Raw genomic sequence first — 13,283 nt, forward strand, 5'->3', positions numbered from 1 at the left:
CGGCATGACCGTGGGTCTTGGCGCGCGCCGGGCCGCCGGGCGCATGATCCTTCCATGACTCCCTGGAAGGGCCTGGCAGCCGTCGTCCTCACCACCGTCGCCGCGATGACCCCCGTGTTCGGCGTCGCGGCGCTGGCCACCCCCGTCGAGCACGGTCTCCCGGTCTCCGGAACCGTCTTCGGCCTCATCCTGAGCGGCTTCTTCGCCGTCAGCGCGGTGGGCGCGCCGCTCGCCCGCAAGATCGCGGCCCGGCTCTCCGTCCCGGCCGTGCTCGTGCTGGTCAACGTGCTCGCGGCGGCCGGGCTGGCGCTCGCCGCCCTCGCGCCGAACGGGCTCGTCCTCGGCGGCGCGCTGGTGATCGCGGGCGCGGGCAGCGCGCTGACCCAGCCGGTCGCGGGACGGTTCATCGCCGGCCGCGTCCCGGCGCAGCGGCTCTCGCTGGCGTCCGGGCTGGTCAGCGCGGCGCTCGGGGTGAGCCCCCTGCTGCCGGGACTGCTCGCGGGCCTCGTCGCCGGCCCGCACGGCTGGCGCGCGGCGCTCTGGGCCGCGCTGGTCTGCCCCGTCCTCGGCCTCGCCGTGACGCCGCTCGTCCGGGCTCCTGAGCCCGCCGACGACGCGGTGACCGCCCGTCCGGCGAACAAGAGCGAGGCAGGGACGGGCTCCGTTCCCGGCATCCGGACCGTGCTCGTCCTCTGGACGCTCGCGGCGGCGCTCGCGACGATCGGGTCCAACGCGACCGCCTCGTACTTCATCCAGATCGGCACCCACTCGGGCCTGTCCACCGGGCTGGCCGGGATCATGCAGTCGGTCGCCGGGCTGCTCGCGGTGGCCGTCCGGCTCGTCGCGGGCGTCGCCGCCGACCGCGCGCCGCGCCGCAACCCCGCGATCGTCGCGGGCATGATGCTCGCGGGCGGGCTCGGCCTGCTGATCACCGCCGCCGGGAACCCGGTCTGCTTCGTCGCCGGCGCCGCGCTGACCGTCGCGGGCGGCTGGGGCTGGACGGGCCTGCTGTTCGCCGCCGTCCTGCGGGTCCTGCCCGGCGACGGCGCCCGCGCGGGCGGTCAGGTCCAGCTCGGCCTGTTCACCGGGGCCGCGATCGCGCCGTTCGCGTTCGGCGCCGTGACCGGCGCGCTCGGACTCGCCCCGACCCTGCTGATCGCCGCCCTCGTCGCCGGGCTCGGCGCGCTCGCCATGACGGCCGGGACCGCCCTGCTGCGCCGCGCCGAGGCCCCGCGCCCCGCGCCCGCGCCCGAGCCGGCGCTGGTCTCACTCGGCGGCGAGATGGCGGATCACGGTTGACGCGAACTCCAGCGCGACGGGGGTGAGCGCGTCCCAGCGGCGCGCCGCCCATCCGGCCGACAGCGGCGCCAGACCGGGGATCGGGACGAGCCGGACGACGCTCCCCGGCCCGTGCTTCAACCCGGGGAGCGCGGGCAGGATCGCGTGGCCGAGGCCCAGCTCCGCGAGCAGGAGCGCGGTGTCCCAGTCGGCGACGCTCGCGCTGGACGTCGTCCGGACGCCGTGCCGTTCGAGCTGGGCGTCCAGGTGCCGCCGGGACGTCGAGTGCTCGGGCAGCCGGATGCGGTGGATGCCGCTCAGCTCGTCCAGCCGGAGGGACGAGCGGGCCGACAGCGGATCCGAGACGTGCACGGCCAGCACCCACGGGAGGCGGCAGGCGGGGCGCTGCTCCACGCCGTCCGCGTCCGGGCCGATCGTCACCCACGCGAGGTCGGCGTCGTGCGCGCGGACGGCCTCCAGGCAGCGGCGGCTGGAGTCGGCGGTGACGAACTCCAGCGCGACGCCGGGATGCCGGGCGCGGAAGTCGGCGATGCCGCCCGCCATGAAGTGCCGGACGGTCGTCGCCCCGGTCGCGATCCGGACCGTCCCGCCGACGCCGCGCCGCAGGTCGTCGAGCCTGGCGAGGGCGGCGGTCAGCCCGGCGATGCCCTCCGCCGCCGCCCGGTGCAGCACCCGGCCCGCCTCCGTCGGGGACACCCCGCGCGGCCGCCGCTCCAGCAGCGCGAGCCCGGTCTCCCGCTCCAGCCGCTTCACGTGCTGGCTGACGGCCGACTGGCTCCGGTCGAGATCGCGCGCGACCGCGCTCAGGCTGCCCGCCTCGCACACCGCCACGAACACGCGCAGGTCGTCCAGGGTCATGCGCTCCAAGGTAGAGCTTGGAGATCAGCAAGTGAATCCGGGAATTGACTTGGGTCGGGCCGGACGGCGACGATGAGCGCACGGGCGCGCACCGCGGCGGCGACCCGCCCCGGACGCGGGGCGGGCGTCGACCACCCGAACCGTCGACCACCCGAACCGACGACCACCCGAACCGACGACCATCCGAACCGACGACCATCCGAACCGACGACCATCCGAACCGTGGAGGTCAGATCTCCGGCTGGCAGCGAGGGCACCAGAAGGTGACCCGCTCGCCGACGACCGACTCCTGGTCGGCGCGGCGGATCCGGGTGCCGCAGCGCAGGCACGGACGGCCCGCCCGCCCGTAGACCCAGTGGCGGCGTCCGGGCCGCAGGTCGCCCGTCGTGACGTGGCCGTGCCGCAGCTTGTTGGCGTCCAGCAGCCGCCTGGCCAGGCCGACCATGCCGTCCAGGTCCCGGACGGCGCCGACCGGCGTCCACGGGTGCACGCCGCGCAGGAAGAGGATCTCCGACTTGTAGACGTTTCCGATCCCCGCGAGCAGGGTCTGGTCGAGCAGGGCCTCGCCGATCGCGCGGCCCGGGTCGCGGGCCAGCCGCCGGACGGCCTCCGCGGCGTCCCAGCCGGGGCCGAGCAGGTCAGGGCCGAGGTCACCGACGGCTCGTTCCTCCTCGCCGGTGGGGAGCACCTCGACCGTGCCGAGCGAGTAGCCCGCCGCCATCCACTCGGCGTTCGCGAGCACCAGCCGCACCCGGTGGTCGCGCGGCGGCGTCCCGGCCGGCCGGATCCGCCACTCGCCCTCCATCTTCAGATGGGTGTGGACGGTCAGCCCGCCCTCGATCCGGGCCAGCAGGTGCTTGCCGCGCGGGACCACCTCGTCGACGACGCGTCCGCGCAGGTCGAGCGTGGCGTACCGGGGGACGCGGAAGTCCGAGAGCGTGAGCGGCCGCCCGGCGAGCGCGTCGCGCAACCGCCGGGCGGCCAGGAAGATCGTGTCGCCCTCGGGCATCGGACTAGATCAGGGAGGGGCTCTCCCAGGCGGCCGGATCCTCGGCGAGCTTGCGGACCTGCTCGGGCAGCTCCCCGGCCGCGATGTGCGCGAGCGTCACCTGCTCCAGGATGGCCCGCTCGCTGGCGCGCAGCGCGATCCACACCTCCTGCAGCGACGCCGCCGGGCCCTCGTAGCCGACGTGCTCGGGGCGCTCGCCGCGGACGCCGAGCAGCGGCCCGTCGATGGCGCGGATGATGTCGGCCAGCGAGATCCGGTCGGCGGCGCGCGCCAGCCAGTAGCCGCCCTCCGGTCCGCGCTGGCTGCGCACCAGCCCCGACCGCCGGAGCTGGCCGAGGATGTTCTCGAGGAACTTGGGCGGGATCTGCTGCGCCTCCGCGAGCTGGACGGCGGTCACCGGATGACTCCCGGCCACCGACAGCTCCGCGGCGGCACGCAACGCGTAGTCGACCCGGGCGGACAATCGCATGAACGTATTATCCCTTGCCGATCGGACTGGTTGGGCTTTGACCCCGCCCCACGCCCCATCGGCCCCGCCCCCGTGCCGCCTCGGCTCGCCTCCACGCCCCATCGGCCGCGCGTCGGCTCCGTGAACGCGAGAGGGCGGACGCCGGGTCGCGGCGTCCGCCCTGGTGCGGTGCGGGCTCGGCTCAGTTCGTGAGGCCGAGGATCTCGGCCACCGCGCGGGCGTTGGCCTGGGCGGCGCCGTAGGTGGCGACGTGGACGGCGCCCTCCGGCCGCCAGACCGGCAGGCCCATGTCCACGAGCACCGCGTCCGGACGGGCCGCCAGGAGCGCGGACGCCAGCGCGCGCTGCCCGGCGTGCCGGTGCGCGTCGCGCAGCACGACGACCAGGCCGCGTCCGGTGGCACGTTCCAGCACGTCACCGGCCTCGTCCGGGGTCCCCTCCGCCCGGACGGCGTCGGCGGCCCAGGCGGACAGCCCCCACGGCGTCGGGCCGACCGCGATGTTGCCGTTCGCGGCCAGCTCCACCACCAGCGGCGCGGCGGGGAAGGCGGGCAGGTCGCCGGTGATCCGCACGGCGCGGCGGGCGGCGTCCAGCCCGGCGGCCCGGTCCACCGGCACGGGAGCGCTCCCGGCCAGCCAGTCCTTCAGCGCGGCGGTGCGGGCGGCGGCGTCGGCGAGCCGCTCGACCGGCAGCCGCCCGGACGCCACCGCGTCCTCGATCGCGGCGAGCACCGCCAGCAGCGACTCGTGGTGCTCGCGCGGGCCGAGGCAGAGCAGGTCCGCGCCGGCGAGCAGGGCCCGGACGGCCGCCTCCGGAATGCCGATCGCGCCGCTCGCGCCCTTCATGTCCAGGGCGTCGGTCACGATCACGCCGCGGTAGCCGAGGTGCTCGCGGAGCAGCCCGGTGATCACGGCGGGGGAGAGGGTGGCCGGGACCCCGGCGGTGATGCCCGGCAGGTCGAGGTGCGCGGTCATCACCGCCCGGGTCCCGGCCTCGATCGCCGCCCGGAACGGGACCAGCTCGCGCCGGTCCAGCAGCTCCAGGTCGGCGTCGACGACGGGCACGCCCAGGTGCGAGTCCTCCACGGTGGCCCCGTGACCGGGGAAGTGCTTGGCGCAGGCCGCGACCCCCGCCTCCTGGGTGCCCGCGACGGCGGCCGCCGCGTGCCGCGCCACCAGCTCCGGGTCGGACCCGAACGAGCGGGTGCCGATCACCGGGTTGTCGGCGGCGGTGTTGACGTCCACCGACGGCGCGAAGTTCAGGTTCACGCCGACCGCGCCCAGCTCCGCGCCGAGCGAGCGGTAGACGCGCCGGGTGAGCGCCACGTCGTCGACCGCGCCGAGCGCGGCGTTCCCCGGGTACGGGCTGGCCTGCTTGTGCCCGCCGAGGCGGGTGACGTCGCCGCCCTCCTCGTCGATGGTCACCAGGGGCGCGCCCGCGGTCCGCATCCGGGCGGTCAGCGCCGCCAGCTCGTCGGTCCCCGGGACGTTGCCGTTCAGCGCGAACAGCGTGACGCCGCCGAGGCCGCGCTCCAGCTCGTCCAGCACCCAGCGCGGCACGCTCGGGCCGTCGAAGGACGGCAGCAGGGCGCCCCGCGCGAGCCGTCCGACCTCGTCGTTTCCGATCCGCTGGCTCATCCCTTGACTGCCCCCGCTACCAGGCCGGACACCATCCGGCGTTGCACGATCAGGAAGAAGACCATCACCGGGATGGTGAACAGCGTGGAGGACGCCATGATCGAGCCCCACTCCACCTGCGTCCGGCCGAAGCTGTAGGACAGCGTCAGCGGCAGCATGTACTTGTCCTGGTCCTTCAGGAACGCGAACGCGATCACGAACTCGTTCCACGCGTTCACGAAGGAGAAGATGCTGGTGGCGACCAGGCCCGGCGCGACCAGCGGGAACGTGATCCGCCAGAAGGTGGTGAACTTCGACGCCCCGTCGATCGACGCGGCCTCCTCCAGCTCCTTCGGGACGGCCGCGACGAACCCGCGCAGCATCAGCGTCGAGAAGGCCAGCATCGACCCGACGTACACGACGATCACGCCGCCGAGGTTGTTCAGCAGGTGCATCCGCTGCGCGTTGAGCATCAGCGGCAGCATCAGCGCCTCCAGCGGCACCATCTGCACGACGAGCAGCATGAGCAGGAACGCGACCCGGCCCCGGAACCTCGTGCGCGCGACCGCGTAGGCGGCCAGCACCGAGATCACGCAGGAGGCCGCGACCGTGACGACGGCGACGATCAGGCTGTTGAGGAAGAAGTGGAACAGGCCGTAGTCCAGGCCCTGCCCGTCGATGACCGCCTTGAAGTGCTTCAGCGTCCAGTGGACGGGCACCGGCAGCGGCGTCTCGGAGTTGATGTCCTCGTCGGTCTTGAACGCCGACGACACCATCCAGAAGACGGGGAAGACGGCGAACATGAAGACCAGGATCCCGGCGGTGTTCAGGGCGATGCGCGTGCCGCGCCCGCCCGCGTTGCCCGGCGCGCTCACGCGACCTCCCCCTGCCTGACCAGGACCCGCACGTAGAAGCCGGTGAACACCAGCAGGATGGCGGTGAGGACCAGGGCGATCGCGCCGCCCAGCCCGTACTTGGCCGGGAACGCCACGGCCTCGGAGTAGGCGTACATCGCGAGGTTGAACGAGTCCCGGTTGGCGGTGCCGCCGGACAGGAAGTACAGCTGGGTGAACACCTTGAAGTCCCAGATGATCGACAGCACGGTGAGCACCATGAACACCGGCTTGAGCAGCGGGAAGGTGATCTGCCAGAAGATCGTCCAGGGGGACGCGCCGTCCACCCGGGCGGCCTCGTACAGCTCGCTCGGCACGCTCTTCAGACCGGCGAGGACCGACACCGCGATGAACGGGAACGACTGCCACACCACGCACAGCACCAGCACGACGTAGGTGGTCAGCGGCTCGGAGAACCAGTTGTAGTCCTCCCATCCGCCGCCGACGAGCCAGTCCGGCAGCAGGTCCAGGAACCAGGGGACCAGGCCGCCGCCGGGCGTGAACAGCCACTTGTAGACGATCGCGGACGAGATCGCCGGGGTCGCCCACGCGAGCAGCGCGCCCGACGACACCAGCAGCGACATCCTCTTGCCGAGCCGGTTCAGCAGCAGCCCGATCAGGGTGCCGACGATCATCGTGAGCACCACCATCGCGGCGGCGGACAGCACGGTGTTGAGGAAGACCTTCCAGAAGAAGTCGTCCCCGAGGACGGTGCTGAAGTTCTTGAACCCGACGTTCTGCGCCGGGTCGAGGCCGCGGACCTCGCGGGTGCCGATCTTGTGGAACGACATCCAGACGAGCTGGCCGATCGGGTAGAGGATGAGCACCGCGATGATCGCGACGGTGGGCGCGATCAGCAGGTACGGGCCCGGACTGAACCGGACGGGGCGGCGGCGCGACGGGCGCGGAGCGTCGCTCCGCCGCCCGCGCGGGCCGGGCCGGTCGGCCCGGCCGGGAGCGCGCGGGGCCGCCGTGCTCGCCGTGGAGGCGGTGTTCGCCATGGGCTGGCCTATCCCTCGGGGACTCTGGAGGCCCCGGCCGGTGACGCGTGTGCGGACGCCGTCACCGGCCGGGACGCTTGCGGCGGGCCGGGCAGCGGTCCCGGCCCGCCTGGCTGGCGGTGATCAGCTCTGGTTGAGCGTGTCGGTCATGGCCTTGCTGGCCTTGGCGGTCGCCGAGTCCACCGACGCCCCGTTCATGATCTCCTTGAGCATGGTCGGGATGATCTTCTTGTTCTGGTCCGCCTCGGTCCAGTTCGGGGTCTTCGGCGCGCCCTTGACGTTGGCCATCTGGAGGGAGGCCGGGCCCTGGATCGGGTCCTTGGCGTAGGAGTCGTCCTTCAGCAGGTCGGTGAACTGCGGGAAGAACTTGAGCTGGTCGGCGAACGCCTTGGCGTTCTTCTTGCTGGCGACCGAGGTCAGGTAGTCGAACGCGACGCCCTTGTTCTTGCTGTCACGCCAGACCGCCAGGTGCGAGCCGCCCGAGAACGCCGGGCCGACCTGGCCGGACGGCGTCGGGATCGTGAACGCGCCCATCTCCTTGGTGTACTTGGTGCTGATCTTCTCGATCTGCGGCAGCGTCCAGGCGCCGTCGATGTACATGCCGAGCTTGCCGTTGGCGAAGTCCTTCTGCGGACCGGCCAGCTCGTTCACGCCGATGTACTTCTTGGGCGCGACGCCGTCCTTGACCAGGCCGGTGTAGAACTCGGCGGCCTTCTTGGCCTCCGGCGTGTCGAGCTTGCCGACCCACTTGCCGTTCTCCTTGGCGGCGATGTCGCCGCCGGCGCCGAACAGGAAGCTGGCGAAGCCGTTGGTGAAGTCGGACGGGGCGGCGATGCCGTCGACCTTGCCGCCCTCCTTGTCCTGGATGGTCTTGGCGGCGGCCTTCAGCTCGTCCCAGGTCTTGGGGACCTGCACGCCGTCCTTCTGGAACAGGTCCTTGCGGTACCAGACGACCCGGACGCCGGCGTACCACGGCACGGCGTAGGTCTTGCCGTCCAGCTGGCCGAGGTCGAGGGAGCCCTTGACCAGGTCCTTGCCCTCGGACCAGCCGTTCACCTTGTCGGTGATGTCGGCGAGGGCGCTCTGCCCGGCCCAGGTGACGGCCTGGTCGTTGCCGATCTCGACCACGTCCGGGCCCTGCCCGGTGTTCAGGGCGTCCTGGAGCTTCTTGGTCGCGTCCGGCCACGGGACGTAGACGACCTCGACCTGGGTCTTGGGGTGCTTCTGCTGGAAGTCGGCCTTGGCCTGGGCGAGGACGCCGTCCTCCTCCTTGTTGGCCGCGCCCATGAACCAGGCGGTCAGCTTCGCGGGCTCGCCGCCCGAGTCCTTGTCCTTCTTGTCACCGCCGCCGCCACAGGCGGTCAGCCCGATCGCCAGGGCGGCGCTCACGGCCGCGATTTTCGCGATCTTCAAGGGGTTCTCCTTCTTCCGGCCGCCCCTCGCGGGCGGGACTTCTCGGCGCGATGCGGGAAACCGGAGCCCGACCGTTTAGGGTCCAGCCATGCCCGGTGTTCCGCGCACCGGCCGCGGGGGGTGCTCGCGAGTCGGTGCAAACGCTCGCGTCCTGCTCCGTTCGCCTGGGGCGGTGGGACGCTTGCGCGTAAACTAACAAGAAACTTTCCTAAACAAAACCGCCCGTTAGCGGATTGAGACTTCGAGGGGACGACACGAGCATGGAGAGCCGCCCCGGGACGCCGCGCCTGCTGCGCGAGCTGAACGACCGGGCCGCCCTGGACCTGCTGGTCGCGCGCGGTCCGCTGACCCGCGCCCAGATCGGCGCGCACACCGGGCTGTCCAAGGTCACCGCCTCCCAGTTGCTGGCCCGGCTGGAGGAGCGCGGGCTGGTCGAGGTCGTGGGGGAGCAGGCGGGCGGGCGCGGGCCCAACGCCGCCCTCTACTCGGTCGTCCCGGACGCCGCCTACGTCGCGGGCCTGTCGGTCGGCCCGGAGGGCGTCACGGCGGGCGTCGCCGACATCACCGGGAGTGTCGCGGCCCAGGTTACCGTCGATCCGAACAACGGCGGCGATCCCGTCAAATCCGTCCACAACGCCGTCGTCAAGGCCGCCCGCTCGGCCAAGGTCGCGCTGCGGAAGCTGACCGTCCTGGTGATCGGGACGCCCGGCGTCGTCGACCCCGGGACCGGCGACGTCCAGTTCGCCTTCGACCTGCCGCACTGGCACGAGGGCGTGCTGTCGGCGCTGCGCCACGACCTGCGCCGTCCCGTCGTCATCGAGAACGACGTCAACCTCGCCGCCCTCGCCGAACGCGCCTACGGCGTCGCGCGCGAGCACGAGGACTTCGCGCTCATGTGGCTCGACCGCGGCATCGGCCTGTCGGTCATGCTCGGCGGGCGCCTCATCCGCGGCCGGTTCGGCGGCGCGGGCGAGATCGGCTACCTGCCGGTCCCCGGCGCGCCGCTGCCCCTCGGCACCGCCCGCCGCGCCCCGATGGACGGCGAGGAGGGCGTCACCGAGTCCACGTCCTGGGGCATCCCGGCCCTCGCGGGCGGCTACGGCTCGCTCGTCGGCGCCGACGCCGTCCGCGACCTGGCCCACCGGCACGGCATCACCGGCGCCACGGCCGTCGAATGCGTCCGCGAGGCGGCCGGGGACGAGACGCGCGGCGGGGACTTCCTGGACGAGCTGGCCGTCCGCATCTCCTACGGCGTGACCTCGGTCAACATCGTCCTCGACCCGGGCCTCGTCGTCCTGTCCGGCGAGCTGGGCCGCGCCGGCGGACGCCCCCTGGCCGAACGCATCGAGCGCGCCGTCGGCCGCCTCAGCCCGACCCGCCCCACCGTCGCCGTCACCGAGATCGACGGCAACCCCGTCCTGCGCGGCGCCCTCCACGCCGCCCTGGAACAGGCCCGCGACGAGGTCTTCTCAACCTGACCACGCCCGCTGGAGACCGTTCGTCAAGCGCTGGGACATACCCGCTCCGCCGGGCCTGCGCAGGGCAGCGTGTCCAGGTCGGCGTATAGCTCAGCCACGCACCGCGAACGCGCTAACTGAACGGAGGGGGCGAAGGCGAAGCCGAGCCCCCGGAGGGAAGATCGCGAAGCGATGCCGCGTTCGCCGCCGCAGCGGTTCGGGGGGCGAGCCGCCAGGCGAGCCCCCCGAAGCCGCGTAGGCAAATAAGCAGGCGCCGCCGCGGAGGGGGTGCGACGGCGCCTGCGTGGGAGGATGGTTCTTGTGCCGGGCGCGGCTACTTCTCCGCGGCCTGCGGCGCGGGTTCCTCGAAGCGGCGCGGATCGCGCAGCGCTCGGTCGATGATGACCTGGTTGATGACATGCCGCCTGCGCCGCTGCGCGGCGGCCCACCGTGCCGTCGGTGTCATGCTGACCCCCGTTCCGCGGTGACGCCTTCCTTCCCAGTGCCACCGCAACCCCATGTACCGCAATGCTGTCACTCCGGCGGCCGTCCGGGATCCACCCACGGGATGAATCTCCGTCAGACCTTCAGCGGAGGAGCAGGGGTGGATCATGATGGGAAGGGACCCGGTGACGGGACCGCTGGGAGACACGTGACCGACCTCGGGGGGATGCCATGGCGCTGCGCGACCGGTTGAGAAGGATGGTGCAGAAGCCCGGCAGCGCCGACCTGGCGCCGCTGCGCGCCCTGGTCGAGGACGCCGGGGAGCGCGAGGACCGGGTGCGCGCGCTGTCCGACGCGGACCTGACCGCCGCGGCCACCGCGCTCCGCCCGACGGCGCCCGGTGCCGAAGCCGGCAAGAAGCGGTCGGCGGGTGGGAAGGGCGGGGCCGACGACGACATCGACCTCGCCGAGCTGTGCGCGCTCGGACGGGAGGCGGCGCGGCGGACGCTGGGGGAGCGCCCGTACGACGTCCAGCTCGTCGGGGCGCTGGCACTGCTGCGCGGCCAGGTCGCGGAGATGGCCACCGGCGAGGGGAAGACGCTCGCCGGGGCGATCGCCGCCGCCGGGTACGCGCTGCGCGGACGGCGCGTCCACGTGATGTCGGTGAACGACTACCTCGCGCGCCGCGACGCCGAGTGGATGGGGCCGCTGTACGCGCTGCTCGGCGTGTCGGTCGCGTGGATCGGGCAGACCTCCACGCCCGAGGAGCGCCGTGCCGCCTACGCCGCCGACGTCACCTACGCCCCGGTCAGCGAGGTCGGCTTCGACCTGCTGCGGGACCGGCTCGCGACGTCCGCCGAAGACCTCGTCCTGCCCGAGCCCGAGGTCGCGCTGATCGACGAGGCCGACTCGGTGCTGGTGGACGAGGCGATGGTGCCGCTCGTCCTCGCCGGGGCCGCCGACACCGCCGGGGCCGACCCGTCCTACGCCGACCTGGTGCGGCGGCTGCGGCCCGGACGCGACTACGGCACCGACACCGAGGCGCGCAACGTCCAGCTGACCTCGGCGGGCGCGCGCGAGGTCGAGCGGTCCCTCGGCGGCATCGACCTGTACGCGCCGGACAACCTGGACGTCCTGACCGCCGTCAACGTCGCCCTGCACGCCGAGGTGCTGCTCCAGCGGGACGTGGACTACATCGTCCGGGACGGCGCGGTGAAGCTGATCAACGAGTCGCGCGGCCGGGTCGCGCTGCTCCAGCGCTGGCCGGACGGCCTCCAGGCGGCGGTCGAGGCGAAGGAGGCCCTGGACGCCTCGCCGAGCGGCGAGATCCTCGACTCGGTCACCGTGCAGGAGCTGATCGGGCGGTACCCGGTGCGGTGCGGCATGACCGGCACGGCGATGGCCGTGGCCGGGCAGCTCCGCGAGTTCTACGGCCTGGACGTCGCGGTCATCCCGCCGAACCGGCCGTGCGTCCGCGACGACCGTCCGGACCGGCTGTACGCCACGTCCGCCGACAAGGAGGTCGCGGTCGTCGAGGAGATCGCCGCCGCGCACGCCACCGGACGGCCCGTGCTCGTCGGCACCGGCGACGTCGCCGAGTCCGAGCGGCTGGCCCGCCGCCTCGTCCGCGCCGGATTCGAGCCGGTCGTGCTGAACGCCAAGAACGACGCCGAGGAGGCGGCGATCATCGCGCGGGCGGGCGCGCCGGGCGCGATCACCGTGTCCACGCAGATCGCCGGGCGCGGCACCGACATCCGCCTCGGCGGCCCCACCCCGGAGCGGGCACCCGGCACCGCCCCGCTGGACGGCCCGGACGCCGCGTCCCACCAGGAGGTCGTCGAGGCGGGCGGCCTGCTGGTGATCGGCACCGGCCGCTACCACAGCAGCCGCCTGGACGACCAGCTCCGCGGACGCGCCGGACGCCAGGGCGACCCCGGCGCGTCGGTGTTCTTCACCAGCCTCCAGGACGACCTGGTCACCCGGTACGCCCCGGACGAGGAGTACAAGGGCGGCGCCGGCGACGACGGCCTGATCGACGCGAAGTCCGCGCACTGGATCGTCGGCCATGCCCAGCGCGTCGCCGAGGGCGTCGACCTGGAACTGCACCGCAACACCTGGCGCTACAACCACCTCATCGGCCTGCAGCGCGCCGAGCTGCTGGCCGAGCGCGAGGAGGTCCTGCGCGGCGACGCCGGCGACCGCCTGATGGCCGAGAAGGCTCCCGCGAAACACACCGAACTGGTCGGACGGGTCGGCGCGGGCGAGGTCGCCCGCGCGGCCCGCCAGCTCCTGCTGTTCCACCTGGACCGCCGCTGGTCCGACCACCTCGGCTTCCTCACCGACGTCCGCGAGGGCATCCACCTGCGCTCCCTCGGCCGCGGCATGGACCCGCTGATCGAGTTCAACAGCGAGGCCGTCCCGGCGGGCAAGCGCCTCCTCCCCGACGCCCGCGCCGCCGCCGTCGCGGCCTTCGAGAAGCTGGAGGTCGCCGGCGACGGCACCCTCGACCTCGCGGGCGCGGGCCTCCAGCGCCCCTCCGCGACCTGGACCTACCTCGTCCACGACAACCCCTTCGGCTCCCTGGACGAACGCACCCTGAAGGGCCTCATCTCCCTCTTCAAGGGCCGCAAGTAACCCGACCGCACCCCCGCCGACCAGCCGCGGACCCGCAACCCGCCCGCACGGTCTCCCCGGGTCCCGAGCACGAAGCCGCAGCCCACGCGGGCTCCGCGGTTGCCCGCGTAGGCGCAGCCCGCGCCGGCTACCGCGGTCAATGCGGGGCCGCGGTGCGCGCGGGCTCTCGTGCTCAGGCGCGGAGCCGCGGG

11 protein-coding genes are annotated in these 13,283 nt (G+C 73.5%); 3 read left to right on the forward strand and 8 right to left on the reverse strand.

Translation table 11 applies throughout. The features are described from left to right. Positions 1-54: 54 nt before the first annotated feature. Positions 55-1,299, forward strand: coding sequence for an MFS transporter (locus tag ACFPCY_RS03980; RefSeq protein WP_378252163.1), 1,245 nt, complete (start codon positions 55-57; stop codon positions 1,297-1,299). Here ACFPCY_RS03980 and ACFPCY_RS03985 read toward each other — a convergent pair. From ACFPCY_RS03985 to ACFPCY_RS04015, 7 genes are all read right to left on the reverse strand, one after another. Continuing rightward, the gene (locus tag ACFPCY_RS03985) at positions 1,267-2,157 is read right to left on the reverse strand and encodes a LysR family transcriptional regulator (RefSeq protein WP_378252164.1); all 891 of its coding nucleotides are present in this window, start codon (positions 2,155-2,157) and stop codon (positions 1,267-1,269) included. The genes ACFPCY_RS03980 and ACFPCY_RS03985 overlap by 33 nt on opposite strands. 229 nt (positions 2,158-2,386) lie before the next feature. Beyond that, positions 2,387-3,166, reverse strand: coding sequence for an Fpg/Nei family DNA glycosylase (locus ACFPCY_RS03990; RefSeq protein ID WP_378252165.1), 780 nt, complete (start codon positions 3,164-3,166; stop codon positions 2,387-2,389). A 4-nt stretch (positions 3,167-3,170) separates the two neighbouring features. Beyond that, positions 3,171-3,635: an RrF2 family transcriptional regulator gene (locus ACFPCY_RS03995; protein WP_378252166.1), complete on the reverse strand. Its 465-nt coding sequence runs from the start codon at positions 3,633-3,635 to the stop codon at positions 3,171-3,173. Between the two features lie 181 nt (positions 3,636-3,816). Continuing rightward, positions 3,817-5,271, reverse strand: coding sequence for a glycoside hydrolase family 3 protein (locus ACFPCY_RS04000; protein ID WP_378252167.1), 1,455 nt, complete (start codon positions 5,269-5,271; stop codon positions 3,817-3,819). After that, on the reverse strand, positions 5,268-6,125 hold the full coding sequence (locus ACFPCY_RS04005; RefSeq protein WP_378252168.1) for a carbohydrate ABC transporter permease: 858 nt from the start codon (positions 6,123-6,125) through the stop codon (positions 5,268-5,270). Before ACFPCY_RS04005 ends, ACFPCY_RS04000 begins: the two co-directional genes overlap by 4 nt. Continuing rightward, positions 6,122-7,144: a carbohydrate ABC transporter permease gene (locus ACFPCY_RS04010; protein ID WP_378252169.1), complete on the reverse strand. Its 1,023-nt coding sequence runs from the start codon at positions 7,142-7,144 to the stop codon at positions 6,122-6,124. The genes ACFPCY_RS04005 and ACFPCY_RS04010 overlap by 4 nt, the downstream gene beginning before the upstream one ends. Positions 7,145-7,267: 123 nt before the next feature. After that, a complete protein-coding gene (locus tag ACFPCY_RS04015; RefSeq protein WP_378252170.1) occupies positions 7,268-8,557 on the reverse strand; it encodes an extracellular solute-binding protein in 1,290 nt (429 codons plus the stop codon). 260 nt (positions 8,558-8,817) lie between these two features. Between ACFPCY_RS04015 and ACFPCY_RS04020 the strand changes: the two genes are divergently transcribed. Continuing rightward, on the forward strand, positions 8,818-10,035 hold the full coding sequence (locus tag ACFPCY_RS04020; RefSeq protein WP_378252171.1) for an ROK family transcriptional regulator: 1,218 nt from the start codon (positions 8,818-8,820) through the stop codon (positions 10,033-10,035). Positions 10,036-10,348: 313 nt separating this feature from the next. Here ACFPCY_RS04020 and ACFPCY_RS04025 read toward each other — a convergent pair whose 3' ends face one another. Beyond that, the gene (locus tag ACFPCY_RS04025) at positions 10,349-10,480 is read right to left on the reverse strand and encodes a hypothetical protein (protein WP_378252172.1); all 132 of its coding nucleotides are present in this window, start codon (positions 10,478-10,480) and stop codon (positions 10,349-10,351) included. A gap of 209 nt (positions 10,481-10,689) precedes the next feature. On the opposite strand from ACFPCY_RS04025, the gene secA2 reads away from it, so the two are divergent. Continuing rightward, the gene (secA2, locus tag ACFPCY_RS04030; protein ID WP_378252173.1) at positions 10,690-13,092 is read left to right on the forward strand and encodes an accessory Sec system translocase SecA2; all 2,403 of its coding nucleotides are present in this window, start codon (positions 10,690-10,692) and stop codon (positions 13,090-13,092) included. The last annotated feature ends 191 nt before the right edge of the window (positions 13,093-13,283 follow it).

Origin of the sequence: Actinomadura gamaensis (assembly GCF_042652125.1) — a bacterium.
In the GTDB taxonomy this organism is placed as follows: domain Bacteria; phylum Actinomycetota; class Actinomycetes; order Streptosporangiales; family Streptosporangiaceae; genus Spirillospora; species Spirillospora gamaensis.